This is a genomic window from Pseudomonas sp. S3_B11 (genome assembly GCF_054667715.1).
Genome location: NZ_CP162749.1, coordinates 5924151 through 5938896 on the forward strand (window position 1 = coordinate 5924151; position 14746 = coordinate 5938896).

11 protein-coding genes are annotated in these 14746 nt (G+C 61.5%); 3 read left to right on the top strand and 8 right to left on the bottom strand.

Annotation, left to right across the window (positions count from 1 at the left end; all coding sequences use genetic code 11):
• The first annotated feature begins 161 nt into the window (after positions 1 to 161).
• Positions 162 to 1508, top strand: a complete 1347-nt coding sequence (gene algB / locus AB4O22_RS26510) for a sigma-54-dependent response regulator transcription factor AlgB (RefSeq protein ID WP_018602742.1) — start codon at positions 162 to 164, stop codon at positions 1506 to 1508.
• Between the two features lie 10 nt (positions 1509 to 1518).
• On the top strand, positions 1519 to 3309 hold the full coding sequence (locus AB4O22_RS26515) for an ATP-binding protein (protein WP_460097493.1): 1791 nt from the start codon (positions 1519 to 1521) through the stop codon (positions 3307 to 3309).
• 19 nt (positions 3310 to 3328) lie between these two features.
• On the opposite strand, the gene AB4O22_RS26520 is transcribed toward AB4O22_RS26515, so the two are convergent.
• The 7 genes from AB4O22_RS26520 to AB4O22_RS26550 form a co-directional block, all read right to left on the bottom strand.
• On the bottom strand, positions 3329 to 4942 hold the full coding sequence (locus tag AB4O22_RS26520) for an EAL domain-containing protein (protein WP_223472498.1): 1614 nt from the start codon (positions 4940 to 4942) through the stop codon (positions 3329 to 3331).
• A gap of 75 nt (positions 4943 to 5017) precedes the next feature.
• Complete coding sequence (locus AB4O22_RS26525; protein WP_003196241.1) at positions 5018 to 5797, bottom strand: N-acetylmuramoyl-L-alanine amidase; 780 nt, start codon at positions 5795 to 5797, stop codon at positions 5018 to 5020.
• A 103-nt stretch (positions 5798 to 5900) separates the two neighbouring features.
• Complete coding sequence (locus tag AB4O22_RS26530) at positions 5901 to 7973, bottom strand: GGDEF domain-containing protein (RefSeq protein WP_460105860.1); 2073 nt, start codon at positions 7971 to 7973, stop codon at positions 5901 to 5903.
• Positions 7970 to 8848, bottom strand: a complete 879-nt coding sequence (locus AB4O22_RS26535; protein ID WP_003196237.1) for an endonuclease/exonuclease/phosphatase family protein — start codon at positions 8846 to 8848, stop codon at positions 7970 to 7972. Before AB4O22_RS26535 ends, AB4O22_RS26530 begins: the two co-directional genes overlap by 4 nt.
• Positions 8849 to 8863: 15 nt before the next feature.
• Complete coding sequence (locus tag AB4O22_RS26540; protein ID WP_460097496.1) at positions 8864 to 9505, bottom strand: thiol:disulfide interchange protein DsbA/DsbL; 642 nt, start codon at positions 9503 to 9505, stop codon at positions 8864 to 8866.
• Between the two features lie 198 nt (positions 9506 to 9703).
• Positions 9704 to 10315, bottom strand: coding sequence for a c-type cytochrome (locus tag AB4O22_RS26545; protein ID WP_003196233.1), 612 nt, complete (start codon positions 10313 to 10315; stop codon positions 9704 to 9706).
• Positions 10316 to 10361: 46 nt separating this feature from the next.
• Entirely contained in the window at positions 10362 to 10652 is a 291-nt protein-coding gene (locus AB4O22_RS26550; protein WP_003196231.1) for a c-type cytochrome, read from the bottom strand.
• A 191-nt stretch (positions 10653 to 10843) separates the two neighbouring features.
• Between AB4O22_RS26550 and yihA the strand changes: the two genes are divergently transcribed.
• Positions 10844 to 11485: a ribosome biogenesis GTP-binding protein YihA/YsxC gene (gene yihA, locus AB4O22_RS26555; protein ID WP_003196227.1), complete on the top strand. Its 642-nt coding sequence runs from the start codon at positions 10844 to 10846 to the stop codon at positions 11483 to 11485.
• 423 nt (positions 11486 to 11908) lie between these two features.
• Here the strand turns inward: yihA and polA are convergent, their stop codons facing one another.
• Positions 11909 to 14677 (bottom strand): DNA polymerase I, encoded by a 2769-nt coding sequence (polA, locus tag AB4O22_RS26560; RefSeq protein ID WP_003196225.1) that lies wholly within the window; start codon positions 14675 to 14677, stop codon positions 11909 to 11911.
• Positions 14678 to 14746: the final 69 nt, after the last annotated feature.

A 14746-nucleotide genomic window follows, 5' to 3' on the forward strand; every position in this document is an offset into this window, starting at 1 on the left:
AACCGGACGAATCATAAAAAAAGGAACTCAAATCAGTCTTTTAGGAGTCAGACGTCCACAGGGCCATTCTCGGTGAGTAATATCCCCTCAGAATCGACCATGCAACTTGCCCGATTTTTCTGACACTAACCAACATCATTCATTAAAGGAGCGTAGGAAAAATGGAATCCGCCACTGAGCACCAAGGCCGCATTCTGCTGGTAGACGATGAGTCCGCCATCCTGCGTACGTTCCGATACTGCCTGGAAGACGAAGGCTATAGCGTCGCCACCGCCAACAGCGCCGCCCAGGCCGACGCACTGCTGCAACGCCAGGTGTTCGACCTGTGTTTCCTCGATCTGCGCCTGGGGGAGGACAACGGCCTGGATGTCCTGGCACAAATGCGTATCCAGGCACCCTGGATGCGGGTGGTCATCGTCACCGCCCACTCGGCAGTCGATACCGCGGTCGATGCCATCCAGGCCGGGGCGGCCGACTACCTGGTCAAGCCTTGCAGCCCCGATCAATTGCGCCTGGCGACCGCCAAGCAATTGGAAGTACGCCAGCTGTCGGCAAGGCTTGAAGCCCTTGAAGGGGAAGTGCGCAAACCCAAGGACGGCCTCGACTCCCACAGCCCGGCGATGAAAGTCGTCCTGGAAACCGCGCGCCAGGTCGCCAGCACCGATGCCAACATCCTGATCCTCGGCGAGTCCGGCACCGGTAAAGGCGAGTTGGCCCGGGCGATCCATGCCTGGAGCAAGCGGGCGAAAAAGTCCTGCGTCACCATCAATTGCCCGTCACTGACCGCTGAACTGATGGAAAGCGAATTGTTCGGCCATAGCCGTGGGGCTTTCACCGGCGCCAGCGAGAGTACGTTGGGTCGGGTCAACCAGGCCGACGGCGGTACGCTGTTTCTCGACGAGATCGGCGATTTTCCCCTGACGTTACAACCCAAGTTATTGCGTTTTATCCAGGACAAGGAATATGAGCGGGTAGGGGACCCAGTCACCCGTCGTGCCGACGTGCGGATTCTCGCAGCGACCAACCTCAACCTCGAAGACATGGTGCGCGACGGACGTTTTCGCGAAGACCTGCTGTATCGCCTGAACGTCATCACCCTGCACCTGCCGCCATTGCGAGAGCGCGCCGAAGACATCCTGACCCTGGCCGACCGCTTCCTGGCCCGCTTCGTCAAGGAATACGCGCGCCCGGCCCGGGGCTTCAGCGACGAAGCGCGCGAAGCGCTGCTAGGCTATCGCTGGCCGGGCAACATCCGGGAACTGCGCAACGTGGTCGAGCGCGCCAGCATCATCTGCCCGCAGGAAAAAGTCGAAATCAGTCATTTGGGCATGGCCGAGCAACCGGTCAACAATGCGCCGCGCATCGGCGCCGCACTGAGCCTCGACGAATTGGAAAAAGCCCACATCGGCGCGGTGCTGGCCACGGCCGACACCCTCGACCAGGCGGCCAAGACCCTGGGTATCGATGCTTCCACGCTGTATCGCAAACGCAAGCAGTACAACCTGTGAGCGACACCTTATGAAACTGGCGATGAAGCTGCGCACACGACTGTTCCTCAGCATCTCGGCCCTGATCACCGTGGCCTTGCTGGGATTGGTGCTTGGCCTGGTCAGCGTGATGCAGATGGCCAACACCCAGGAACAATCGGTACGCGACAACTTCATCCTGCTGGACCTGGGTCTCAAGCTGCGCCAGACCCTCGGCGATCAGTTGATCATCATGCTCGACGACAAGCCCGATCTGGCTGCGCTGGAGGCCTCCAAACAGCAATACCTGGCGCTTATCGATGAGGGCATTGCCCACGAACGAGGGTTGGACGATGCGGCAGTCAGCTTCAGCAGGGCCAAGGGCGACTACATGGAGTTTCTTGAGGCCTTCACCGCGTCTCGCCAGCAGCCGAGCCAGCTCACGGGCATCAAGGACCTCACCGAAAAATTCAACGTGCTGCGCAATGGACTGATCGAGGGCTATCGCCAGGCCCTGACCAATATCAGTGAAACCCAGGATCGCGCCCGTGAACGCGCGATGTGGATTTCCGGACTGCTGGGGTTGGTGGGGTTTGCGGTGCTGATCATCGGGTTTATCACAGCCCATGGCATTGCCCGGCGTTTCGGCGCGCCGATCGAGGCACTGGCCGCAGCGGCGGACGACATCGGCCAAGGCAATTTCGAAGTCACGCTACCCGTTTCCTCGGCCGCTGAGTTGAATCTCCTGACTCGTCGCTTCGGGGTCATGGCCGAGGCCTTGCGTGAGCATCAGGCCACCAACGTCGATGAGCTGCTCGCCGGCCAGCAACGTTTGCAAGCGGTGCTCGACAGCATCGACGACGGCTTGCTGATGATCGACCGCCAAGGCCAGCTGGAGCACCTCAACCCGGTAGCCCAGCGTCAATTGGGCTGGGATGAGGAACGCCTGGGCCAAGGGCTGGGCGAGGCGCTGGGACGCCTTGAACTGGATGAAGAATTGCACCTGGTCCTGCGCGGTGGAAGCCTGGAGCGCGCGCCGGAAGATCTGAGCATCGAAGTGGATGGCGAGTCGCGGGTGCTCACCTACAGCCTCACCCCCGTCAGCCATACCCAGGGCCACATTCTCGGCGCGGTCATGGTGCTGCATGACGTCACCGAACAACGCGCCTTCGAACGGGTGCGCAGCGAGTTCGTCTTGCGTGCTTCCCATGAGCTGCGCACGCCCGTGACGGGCATGCACATGGCCTTCGGCCTGTTACAGGAGCGCCTGCATTTTTCAGAGGAGTCGCGCGAGGCCGACCTGCTCAACACCGTCACCGAAGAAATGCAGCGGCTGATGCAGCTCATCAATGACCTGCTGAACTTCTCTCGCTACCAGAACGGCCTGCAGAAGCTGACCCTGGCGCCTTGTTCCATCGACGATCTACTGGAAGCGGCCCGGCTGCGGTTTGCCGAGCAGGCCCAAACCAAGGGTATCGAGCTGCTCGTGGCGATCCAGGGCCCGCTCCCGCGCCTGCATGCCGACGCAGCGCAACTGGATCGCGTGCTCGATAACCTGATCGATAACGCCATGCGCCACACCGCCGAAAACGGCCAGATCCGCTTGCAGGCCCGGCGCCATGGCGAGCGGGTGATCATCAGCGTCGAAGACAACGGTGAAGGCATTGCCTACGGCCAGCAGGGACGGATCTTCGAGCCTTTCGTCCAGGTCGGACGCAAGAAGGGTGGTGCTGGCCTCGGCCTGGCGCTGTGCAAGGAGATCGTCCAGCTCCACGGCGGGCGCATGGGCGTTTATTCAAGGCCGGGGCAGGGCACACAGTTCTACATGGCGCTGGCAGTCTGAGCTCATGGCCTGAGCAGACTCAGGCTTCATCATCAAGACGGCGGCCACGCAGGCGCCGGCCACGGGTAATCAGTTCAATGAGCTGAACCGCGCTGAGGGCATGGGCGAACAGCCAGCCCTGGCCGAACCTCACCCCTTCGCTGCTCAAATAGGAAGCCTGGGCTTCATGCTCGATGCCTTCGGCTATCACCTTGAGTTGCAGCGCATGGGCCATGCGAATGATGTGCGGGGCCACACCGCTGCTGGCGGCATCGTGGCCCAAGGCGTCGATGAAGGCCTTGTCGATTTTCAGGCAGTCCACCGGCAGGGTTTGCAGGTAGGCCAGGCTGCAATAACCGGTGCCGAAATCGTCGATCAACACCTGGTGCCCGACGTCGCGCAGCGATTGCAGGTTATCCCGGGCGACCAACACATCGACCAGCCCACGCTCGGTCACTTCGAAGGCAATCTGGTGCGCCGACACGCGATGCAGCGCCAGCAGGCGGGCGATCACTTCGCCAATACGCGGCACCATCACATCGCAGGCCGCCAGATTCACCGAGATATACAGCTGCGGATTGGCCCGCAGCACCTGGCCCAATTGATCGAACAGCCGCTGCAGCACGAAGTCGGTGATCTGGCGGATCTGCCCGGTGTTCTCGGCCATCGGGATAAACAAGTCCGGGCTGGTCAGGGTGCCGTCCGGTCGTCGCCAGCGCAGCAAGGCCTCCGCCCCGACACAGTTGCGGCTGCTCAGGTCGAAAATCGGCTGGTAAAGCACCTGCAATTCACCACGCCGGATGGCCCCGTGCAGTTCAGCGTCCATGGACTGGCGCTGGCGCGCCAGCAGAAACACCTGGAAACCAATCCCCAAGCCCAGCATCAGGCTGATGGGCAGCATCCACCAGGCATTGGCCGGAACCTGAAAACCCTTGCGCGGGGCGATCAGCACCAGTTGATAGACCGGGCTGTCGGTCGGCATCCGATAGATCAGCCGGTTCTGCGTCACTTGCAAGGCATTGTGGCTTTTCGGTGGCCAAGGCTCGACCGGCGGCCAGTGTTGGTCCGTCCCGAGCACGGGAATGGCCCGTTTACCGTTATCCAGGACGACCAGCAGGCTGCTGCCCGGTGGTAAATCGACCACATCGGTCAAATGCCCGCGGGACGTGGCCACCCGAAAGTTGCCGCGGCCCAGCATCAATGCGGCGCGGTCTTCGTCGGGCTCTGTGGTGGTGTTGAGCCAGTAATTGTAGGTCGGCCCGCGGACGTCGGGCGGGCGGGTCACTGACAAGCCGCTCTGGCGTGGACGATTGGAGCAGACGCCGCTGCCATCGATATACACCGCCTCGTAGACAAAACGGTAGTTGAAGCTGACCTGTTGCAATGTGGCGATCATGTCGTCGTTGCATCCGCGCAACGGCTGGTTTTGCAGGTCGTCGAGGCTTTCACGCAGTTGCCCGAAAAGCTGTTCCATACGCTGCAGAAAGCGCTCGCCCTGAGCATTCATCTGGTCGCTTTCGCGCTGCTGGATCTGCTGCACGACCACGAGCAGACTCCCCGCCAGCAGCAGGACGGTACTTAGGGCAGTAGCCACCATCGCCAGGAAAACGGGGCGATGGAGCCAGCTGTGGAGGGTTTCGCGGGCAGCCGTCATCATGGGTAATCCGAAAGTTACCAATGAGTTATAGCTTCTGATTTGGATTTGGCCCGATTCGTCAGACGGGCGTCATTATTTTGTCTGGTTGAGCACCTGCAGGATCGCCGCGCTTTGCGCATCCGGCATGCCATCGAAGCGGGTCGGTCGGTAGTGCATCTGGAAGGCGGCCAGCACATGGTGGGTGGCCACGTCCCACTCGCCGGTCTGGGGCGTTGGGTAACCCAGGCGGGCCAGCTCGGCCTGGAACCAACTGGCAGGCGGCAGCTGTGGCGCGAAGACGGCCTGCTGGCGGGCGACGGCCTGTTCGTCTGGCCAGACTCCTAAACCAGCTTGCGCCAGGCGCTTCCAAGGGAACAGCGGGCCCGGATCGAGCTTGCGTAGAGGCGCGATGTCGCTGTGGCCGATGATGCTGCGCGGGTTGATGCCGTTGCGCTGGATGATGTCCTTGAGTAATACGATCAAGGCCTGGACCTGGGCTTCGCTGTAGGGATACCAGAGGCGCCCGGTGGGTGTGTCGACAAAACCCGGATTGACGATTTCGATGCCGATGGAGCTGGAATTGAGCCAGGTCCGGCCTTCCCACTCACTTTCCCCGGCGTGCCAGGCGCGTCTGCCTTCATCCACCAGTTTGTAGATGGTCGCGCCTTTATCGTCGCCGATCAGGTAATGGGCACTGACTTCGCCATGGGTCAGCAGGGCCAGTGAGCGCTCCAGGGAAGCCGAGGTGTAATGCACCACCACGAATTGGATGCGGTTGTCATGGTTGACGGAGGGGTGACTGGTGTCGAGCCGCGGGCCGCTGGTGCAGCCGGCCAGGATAAATAAAGACACAATGAGCGAGAAAAATTTCATGGCGGAAGGCAATACGCACTGGGAGTAATGCAACAGTGTAACGTATTGCCTCGCGATGATCCGGTGCGCGCGGCGATATTAAACAAATTGGAACAATTAGCCCTTAGCCCAATTCCACATGGTTGCGCCCGGAATTTTTTGCCCGATAAAGCGCCTGATCGGCTCTTTTAAGCACCAAATCGCTATGTTCGCCAGGTTTGAAGGCGGTCAGGCCAATGGATACCGTCACCGTCACCGGCTCGCCCTTGAAATGAAACGGACAGGCTTCGATGGCCAGGCGCAGCGCCTCGGCCAGCTTGGCGCCGGCCACCAGGGGAGTGTTGGGCACCAGCAGAACAAACTCCTCGCCACCAAAACGCGCAATGAAATCGCCGCCACGCAGGCGTTTACGCAGGACCGAGGCGATGAGTTTCAACACCCGGTCACCGGCCAGATGGCCATAGTTGTCATTGATGCGCTTGAAATGATCGAGATCGAGCATGGCCAGCAGCAAGCTGTTGCCGTGTTGCTGCCACTGGGCGACTTCATGCTCCAGGCGCTCGGACCAGGCGGCGCGGTTGGGCAGCCCGGTGAGCGGGTCGATCAGGGCTTTTTGCCGCTGCTCCTCGAGATTCTCCCGCACGACCTGGGCATCCTGCTCCATCAGCGCAACGCGATCGGCCAGGCTTTTCAGGCGAGTCGAAACCTCCTGCTCGCGTTGATCACGTTGCTGGCGGTGGTGGTCCATCGTACCGAGCAAGCCTTCGAGGTGATTCTCGAGCACCTGCTTGAGGCTTTCCAGGTCATCGGCTTCCTTCACGCTGCTTTGCAGGCCGTCCACCTGTTCACGAATCTGGGTGTCCATTTCCCTGGAGGCCGACAGGTTTTCGGCGTGGTCTTCACTGGCGGCCTGCAGGCTGCTCTGGAATGACTCGAGCCGATCGTTGAGGCGCTGCAGGTACGCTTCGAATTCATGCTGGCCGGTGTCCGTGATGGCCAGCATCAGCACGGCCAGATCATCGAGGATCGGCAGCAATTCGTACCAGTTCAAGCCATTGCGCAGACGCTCACACATGGCTTCGGCTTGTGGTCGATGACGCTCGGGCAAGGTCAGGTCGCCCAAGAGGCCCAACAGCGTGTCTTCGATATGCTTGGCGACCGAGCTGTAGGACGGCTCCGGCGAGTCGGGCAGGGCGTATTGGGCGTCAGCCACATCGACGCCTTCCAGGGGCTCGTCGAGCTCCGCAGGCGGCAACGAGGGGGCGGGCAGAGCCTGGGTAGGCTCCTCGGGCATCAGCTCGTCGGGATTCTCGAGTGCGGGCGCCACAACCGGGCGTTCTTCGGCGACCGGCGTCGACAGCGGCGCGGGCTCGGTCGCCTGGTCGTCCGGTTCAGTGGCCGGCTGAACCACTTCGTCTGCAGGTGTTGGAGCGGGTGTTGGAGCGATCTCAAGCTGCGGCGCAGTCAGGGCAACCGGTTCAGGCGTCGTCTCCAACGCTGGCGCTTGCTCTGCCACCGATGGCTGCGGTGCTGGTGCTGGTGCTGGTGCTGGTGCTGGTGCGACGGATTCTGCGGCCATGGCCGGCGCCACGGCTACGGGCAGGGCAGTTTCCGACGCAGGTGCCACGCTGGCCTGGGCAGGCTCGTGGGGCCGGGGCGTCGCGTCCTCATGGCCTTGGCCACCAAACAGCCGTTGCAGCAGGCCGGGGCGACTCGGTTCGACAGGGGCATCCAGGGCACTGAGTGCCTTGCCTTGCAAACCGCTCAATTCGCTGAGCAGCAGCGGTATCTCCCGGACCTGGCCGGCCCGATCCTCCAGTTGCTTGGCAAACTTCTTCAGCGACCGGCTGACTTCTTTGGGCAGCGGCAGGCTCTGCAACTGGGCAACCAGGGCGATCAACGCGGTGCTCGTCTGTTCGACCCGGGTTTCGCGGCGCTGCTCGGAATCGAGTACGGCTTTCTCCAGGCGCGGCAGCAGGGCAGCGAGGCCGGCATCCATGTCATCGGTGCGCACCACCTCGCGCATCTCTTTCATGCATTGATCGACAGCCCGGTCAGTGCCCTCGGCGGCCAGGGTGCTGCGCACCAGGCCACGACGCAGCAAGTCGAGCCGAGCCTCCCAACGGCGCTCAAGCTTTTCCTGCTGTTCGATACTCTTGAGGTACTTCTCTCTCCAGCGTTCAGCGTCGTCGCTCATTCATCGGATCCGCGAGGGGCAGGACTCAGCGCGGGGAATGCATCGGCCGTGAGCGAACCTGGCAAACGAATTTCTACCGCGACCGGCAGGTGATCGGAAATGGGTTGGGCCAGCACCTCGACGCGTTCGAGGGTCAGGGTCGGGCTCAACAGGATATGGTCCAGGCAGCGCTGGGGGCGCCAGCTGGGGAATGTCGCTTCCAGTTGTGGGGCGAGCAGGCCGAGATCGCGCAGGGGCGAAGTCTGCAGCAAATCGGTGGCATGGGTGTTCATGTCGCCCATCAGCACCTGGTGCTTGTAGCCGCCGATCAGCTCGCGAATGTACGCCAGTTGCATCGTCCGGGTACGCGCTCCGAGCGCCAGGTGCATCATGACCACGACCAGCGCCTCGGGACCTTCGCCGAAACGCGCGAGGATCGCCCCGCGGCCCTTGGGGCCCGGCAGCGGATGGTCTTCGATCGCCCACGGGCGCAAGCGGCTCAACACACCATTGCTGTGTTGGCCGAGACGTCCGAGGTTGCGATTGAGTTGCTGGTACCAGTAGGGAAAGGCGCCCAATTGGGCCAGGTGTTCCACCTGGTTGACGTAGCCTGAGCGCAAGCTTCCGCCGTCGGCCTCTTGCAGGGCCACCAGGTCGAAGTCCTTGAGCAGGTCGCCGATTTTCTGCAGGTTACCGGCACGCCCGGTGTGCGGCAGCAAATGTTGCCAGCCGCGAGTCAGGTAATGCCGGTAGCGCTCGGTGCTGATACCCACCTGGATATTGAAACTGAGCAGCCGCAAGCGGCTGTCGCCAGGCAAGCCCGTGGACATGACATGATGCTCGTTGACCCGCGGCTCATGCAGGCCAACGATGCGTTCGGTGCTCCAGCGGGCCATGGGCGTGGGCCGCGCTTAGTTGGCAGCAGCCTTGGTGGCCGCTCGCTCTTTGGCGATCAGCTGGTCGGCCAGCTGCAGCGCTTCATTTGCGCCACCGGCGGAGCCGATGTCAAAGCGGTACTTGCCGTTGACGATCATGGTCGGTACGCCAGTGATTTCGTATTTCTTCGCCAGTTCCTTGGCCTTGTTGATCTGGCCCTTGATGGCGAAGGAGTCGAAGGTCGCCAGGAACTTGTCCTTGTCGACACCCTGGGTGGCGAGGAAATCCGCCATCTCTTCTTTCTTGACCAGCTTCTTGCCTTCTTTCTGGATCGAGTTGAATACCGCCGCGTGAACCTTGTGCTCGACGCCCATGGATTCGAGGGTCAGGAACATCTGGCCGTGGGCGTCCCATGGGCCGCCGAACATGGCAGGAATGCGTACGAAGTTAACGTCTGACGGCAGCTTCTCGACCCATGGGTTGATGACCGGCTCGAAAGCGTAGCAATGCGGGCAGCCGTACCAGAACAGCTCCACGACTTCGATCTTGCCAGGTGCCGCCACCGGAACGGGGTTGGTCAATTCGACATAGGGTGCGGCGGGCTTTTCAGCGGCTTGGGCAGTTACGCCGAACAGGCTGGCGGCGACGAGCGCGGCGCTGATGATCAGATTACGCATGCTTTACTCCTGGACAATGAGGGGGCCTCGCAGGACCTGTTTCTAAGACAGACCGTGGCGGGTTCAAGTTCTCTAGTGTAACGGCAGCGGCCACAAAAAAGGGCGGCCAAAGCCACCCTTTTGATGCTCGCATCGACAGATTAATCGAGCGTTAACGTTGCAAGGGATGTACGCCCCTCGCAACGCCAGCCAAAGGCCTCAGTGCAGGCCCTGGATGTAGCTGGATACCGCGGCGATATCTTCGTCGCTCAGCTTTTTCGCAATGCTCTGCATCGGCTTGGTATCGCCGTCGTTGGTCCGGCCACCGTCTTCTTTGCGGAAGTCGGTCAGCTGCTTGCCTACGTACTGGGCATGCTGGCCGCCCAAGTGCGGGAAGCCGGCTGCAGCGTTGCCTTTGCCGTCAGGCGAGTGGCAGCCGGTGCAGGCTGGAAGCCCTTTGTCCAGGTTGCCACCGCGAAAGAGCGCTTCACCACGGGCCACGAGCTTGGGATCGGCGGCGCCAACGCTGCCTTTCTGGCTGGCGAAGTAGGCGGAGATATCAGCCAGGTCCTCATCGCTCAGGTTGGTCAGCAGGCCGGTCATTTCCAGCACCGTGCGCTTGCCGGACTTGATGTCGTGCAGTTGCTTGTTCAGGTAACGTTCGCCCTGGCCCGCCAGTTTCGGAAAGTTGGGCGCCATGCTATTGCCATCCGGGCCGTGGCAGGCTCCGCATACGGCCGCCTTCGCCTGACCGGCAGCGGCATCGCCAGCGGCGTGGGCTACGCCGGATATCCCCAAGGTCAACAGCAGACTCACGATCAGTTTGTTCATCAGCTAATCCAACTACGGCTAAGGGTTAAAGAGTTATGGACCGGGTTCACTCGCTCATCCACTGGATGATGGCTCGGTAATCCTCGGCACTGCAGTCCATGCACAAACCACGCGGCGGCATCGCCTTGAAACCCTGGGTCACGTGTTGCACCAGCGTCTCCATACCTTTCGCCAACCTCGGCGTCCAAGCTTCCTGATCGCCCTTGCGGGGCGCCATGGGGAGTTGGCCGGAATGACAGGCACCACAAACACGGTTGTACACAGCTTCCGGATCCTGTGTAGCCTGAGCGCTGTAAAGCGGCATCAAGACACCGGCAGCTAGCAGCCATTTCGTCATAAAACGACCTTTTCAGGGTTGGGAACGAGCTGCGTTCTAACGCGCAATTTCGGTCGGTCGCTCCCGTGAACTTCATCCTACGCTGGGACAAAGCGCACACAAAATCTGCGGCATTATATACTGGCGTCACTGAAACGGAAACGACACAGCTTGCCGCGTCCATTCCCGACGCCGCCCACATCGGAAATCCCATGCAACTGAAGAACCCCATCCTCGGCCTGTGCCAACAGTCCACCTTCATGCTCAGCGCCGCCAAAGTCGATCAATGCCCAGACGACGAAGGCTTCGAAGTGGCTTTTGCCGGGCGTTCCAATGCCGGCAAATCCAGCGCGCTGAACACCTTGACCCACGCAAGCCTGGCACGCACCTCGAAAACCCCCGGTCGCACGCAGCTCTTGAACTTCTTCAAGCTAGACGATGAACGGCGTTTGGTCGACCTGCCCGGCTACGGCTACGCCAAAGTACCGATCCCGCTCAAGCAACACTGGCAGCGTCACCTGGAAGCCTACCTGGGCAGCCGCGAAAGTTTGAAAGGCCTGATCCTGATGATGGACATTCGCCATCCGATGACCGACTTCGACCTGTTGATGCTCGATTGGGCGGTCGCCAGCGGCATGCCGATGCACATCCTGTTGACCAAGGCCGACAAGCTCACCTACGGCGCGGCCAAAAATACCTTGCTCAAGGTGCAGTCGGAAATTCGCAAGGGCTGGGGCGACGCGATCACCATCCAGCTGTTCTCGGCGCCCAAGCGCATGGGCCTGGAAGAAGCCTACACGGTGCTGGCCGACTGGATGGAATTGGCGGACAAGGGCAGCGAAGAGGCCGAATAAGCCAAATCGCAGGCAAAAAAAACCCCGGACTTCTTATGGGGAGGGGGAAGTTCGGGGTCCAAGTTCCGGACCGCTAGGGCGGGGTCCAGATATCTGCCAACACTTAACACAACATAGGAGCATTGAAGGGCTTCACCAGCCTTTCAAAATCTCTGAGTGGCAATTCACGGGTTTAGTTCAGATTATTTTTGGAAATAACTGTAGGAATCTTCAGAGCTAATGAAGCCGTGCCTGGATTTTCGGTGACTCGGTGTGGCATGGGTTGGCTGGGCTGACGCCATCGCGAGCAAGCTCGCCCCCACAGGGTGTTGAGCTCGATATCCGGCTCGACACAAAACCCGCGTGGGAGCGAGCTCGCTCGCGATGACAATCGTCCATTCCCCGCAGCCCTATCAGCCGACACCAATTCCCTGTGCTAGGGAATCAGTGCGCCTCGTCCCAGTTATTGCCCACGCCCACTTCCACCAGCAGCGGCACGTCCAGCGTGGCGGCGGCGCTCATGTGCTGGCGGATTTCGTCGCGTACCTGGTCGACCAGGTCTTCACGCACTTCCAGCACCAGTTCGTCGTGTACCTGCAGGATGACCTTCGCATCCAGCCCGGACGTTGTCAGCCAGCGGTCCACAGCCACCATGGCTTTCTTGATGATGTCAGCCGCCGTGCCCTGCATCGGCGCATTGATGGCCGTGCGCTCGGCGCCTTTGCGCAGGGCCGGATTTTTCGCGTTGATGTCCGGCAGGTACAACCGGCGACCGAAAATGGTTTCGACAAAACCTTGCTCGGCCGCCTGGGCGCGGGTGCGTTCCATGTACGCCAGCACACCCGGGTAGCGGGCGAAGTAGCGGTCGATGTAAGCCTGGGACTGCTTGCGATCGACGCCGATCTGCTTGGCCAGGCCGAACGCGCTCATGCCGTAGATCAAGCCGAAGTTGATCGCCTTGGCGCTGCGGCGCTGGTCCAGGGTGACGGCTTCCAGCTCAACGCCGAACACCTCGGCAGCGGTGGCCCGGTGCACATCCAGGTTATGGCGAAACGCATAAAGCAGGCCTTCGTCCTTGGCCAGGTGCGCCATGATCCGCAGTTCGATCTGCGAGTAGTCCGCCGCCAGCAGCTTGTAGCCTTTCGGCGCAACGAACGCCTGGCGGATACGTCGGCCTTCGGACGTGCGGATCGGAATGTTCTGCAGGTTCGGGTCGATGGACGACAGGCGCCCGGTCGCGGCGACGGCCTGTTGATAATTGGTATGGACGCGGCCCGTGCGGCTGTTGATCTGCTCCGGCAGGCGATCGGTGTAGGTGCTCTTGAGCTTGCTCAGCGAGCGGTACTGCATCAGCACCTTGGGCAGCGGGTAATCCTGCTCTGCCAGCTCGGCGAGCACCGCTTCGGCGGTGGACGCCTGGCCCTTGGCGGTTTTGCTGAGCACCGGCAAGCCGAGCTTTTCATACAGGATCACACCCAATTGCTTCGGCGAGCCCAGGTTGAATTCCTCGCCGGCGATGGCAAACGCCTCACGCTCCAGCGCCACCAGTTTCTCGCCCAACTCGACACTCTGCACACCCAGCAGGTTGGCATCGACCAAAGCCCCCTGGCGCTCGATGCGCGCCAGGACCGGCATCAGCGGCATTTCGATGTCGTTGAGCACCGTGCCCAGGCTTGGCGTGACGGCCAGCTTTTCCTGCAAAGCCTGATGCAGGCGGAAGGTCACGTCGGCGTCTTCGGCGGCGTAAGGGCCGGCCAGTTCCAGGGAGATCTGGTCGAAAGTCAGTTGCTTGACCCCTTTGCCCGCAATGTCCTGGAAATCGGTCTTGCTTTGGCCCAGGTACTTGAGCGCCAGGCTGTCCATGTCGTGGCGGGTCGCGGTGGAGTCCAGCACGTAGGATTCAAGCATCGTGTCGAAGGCGATGCCCTGGACCAGGATGCCGTTGTTCTGGTCGCCACCGATGGCGCAGTTGGCCAGGATGTTGGTTTCGAACTTGGCGTGCTGGCCGACCTTGAGCTTGTTCGGGTTTTCCAGCAGCGGCTTGAGCGCCTTGAGCACCGTGTCGCGGTCCAGTTGCTCCGGCACGCCCATGTAGGAGTGGGTCAGCGGGATGTAAGCCGCCTCGAAAGGGGCCACGGCGAACGACAAACCGACGAGTTGCGAATGCTGGGCATCGCCGCCGTTGGTTTCGGTGACGAAGGCAAACAGCGGCGCTTTGTCCAGTTTGGCCAGCCACGCGTCGAAGCGCGCCTGATCGAGGATGACCTCGTACTTGGCCTCGGCAGCGCCGGGCTGTTCTTCGGCAACTTCGACGATCTCCTGGCCGGCACGCTTGGCGTCCCGCTGGTTCTCTTCGAACCAGCTCTTGAATTCCAGCAGCGTGTACAGCTCGGCGAGTTTCTCGTGATCGGGCGTGCCCATTTGCAGGTCGTCGAGGCCGACATCCAGCGGTACGTCGGTCTTGATGGTCGCCAGCTCGTAGGAAAGCAACGCCATTTCCTTGTGCTCTTCGAGCTTGGCGGCCAGGGTCTTGGCGCCACGGATCGGCAAGGTGGCGACGATGTCCAGTTGCGCATACAGCTCGGTCAGGCCGCCATTGACGCCCACCAGCAGGCCGGAAGCGGTCTTCGGTCCGATACCCGGAACGCCCGGGATGTTGTCGGAAGAATCGCCCATCAACGCCAGGTAATCGATGATCTGCTCGGGAGCGACGCCAAACTTCTCCTTCACGCCAGCCACGTCCAGGGCGCTACCGGTCATGGTATTGACCAAGGTAATGTGCCCGTCGACCAACTGCGCCATGTCCTTGTCGCCAGTGGAGATCACCACCGGACGGTCGGCCGCCGCGCTGCTGCGGGCCAGGGTGCCGATCACGTCATCGGCTTCGACGTTGTCCACGCATAGCAGCGGGAAGCCCAGGGCCTTGACGCTGGCATGCAACGGCTCGATCTGCACGCGCATGTCGTCGGGCATGCTCGGGCGGTTGGCCTTGTATTCGGCGTACAGCGCATCGCGAAAAGTCCCACCCTTGGCGTCGAAGACCACGGCGAACGGACTGTCTGGATACTGCTTGCGCAGGCTCTTGAGCATGTTCAGTACGCCCTTGACCGCACCGGTCGGCAGGCCTTTGGACGTGGTCAGCGGTGGCAGCGCGTGAAAGGCGCGGTACAGATAAGAAGAACCGTCCACCAGGACGAGGGGGGCTTGGCTCATGAGCAGGATCAACCTTTTCGGCGGGTCCGGGGCTAGAATAGCGGGACCGTTGACGACAAAGGGACAAGG

Excerpts from the sequence above, each read along its gene's own strand:
- AB4O22_RS26540 (WP_460097496.1), bottom strand. The coding sequence starts at position 9,505 with ATGCGTAATCTGATCATCAGCGCCGCGCTCGTCGCCGCCAGCCTGTTC.
- AB4O22_RS26550 (WP_003196231.1), bottom strand. The coding sequence starts at position 10,652 with ATGACGAAATGGCTGCTAGCTGCCGGTGTCTTGATGCCGCTTTACAGC.
- AB4O22_RS26530 (WP_460105860.1), bottom strand. The coding sequence starts at position 7,973 with ATGAGCGACGACGCTGAACGCTGGAGAGAGAAGTACCTCAAGAGTATC.
- AB4O22_RS26535 (WP_003196237.1), bottom strand. The coding sequence starts at position 8,848 with ATGGCCCGCTGGAGCACCGAACGCATCGTTGGCCTGCATGAGCCGCGG.
- polA (WP_003196225.1), bottom strand. The coding sequence starts at position 14,677 with ATGAGCCAAGCCCCCCTCGTCCTGGTGGACGGTTCTTCTTATCTGTAC.
- AB4O22_RS26545 (WP_003196233.1), bottom strand. The coding sequence starts at position 10,315 with ATGAACAAACTGATCGTGAGTCTGCTGTTGACCTTGGGGATATCCGGC.
- yihA (WP_003196227.1), top strand. The coding sequence starts at position 10,844 with ATGCAACTGAAGAACCCCATCCTCGGCCTGTGCCAACAGTCCACCTTC.
- AB4O22_RS26520 (WP_223472498.1), bottom strand. The coding sequence starts at position 4,942 with ATGACGGCTGCCCGCGAAACCCTCCACAGCTGGCTCCATCGCCCCGTT.
- algB (WP_018602742.1), top strand. The coding sequence starts at position 162 with ATGGAATCCGCCACTGAGCACCAAGGCCGCATTCTGCTGGTAGACGAT.
- AB4O22_RS26515 (WP_460097493.1), top strand. The coding sequence starts at position 1,519 with ATGAAACTGGCGATGAAGCTGCGCACACGACTGTTCCTCAGCATCTCG.
- AB4O22_RS26525 (WP_003196241.1), bottom strand. The coding sequence starts at position 5,797 with ATGAAATTTTTCTCGCTCATTGTGTCTTTATTTATCCTGGCCGGCTGC.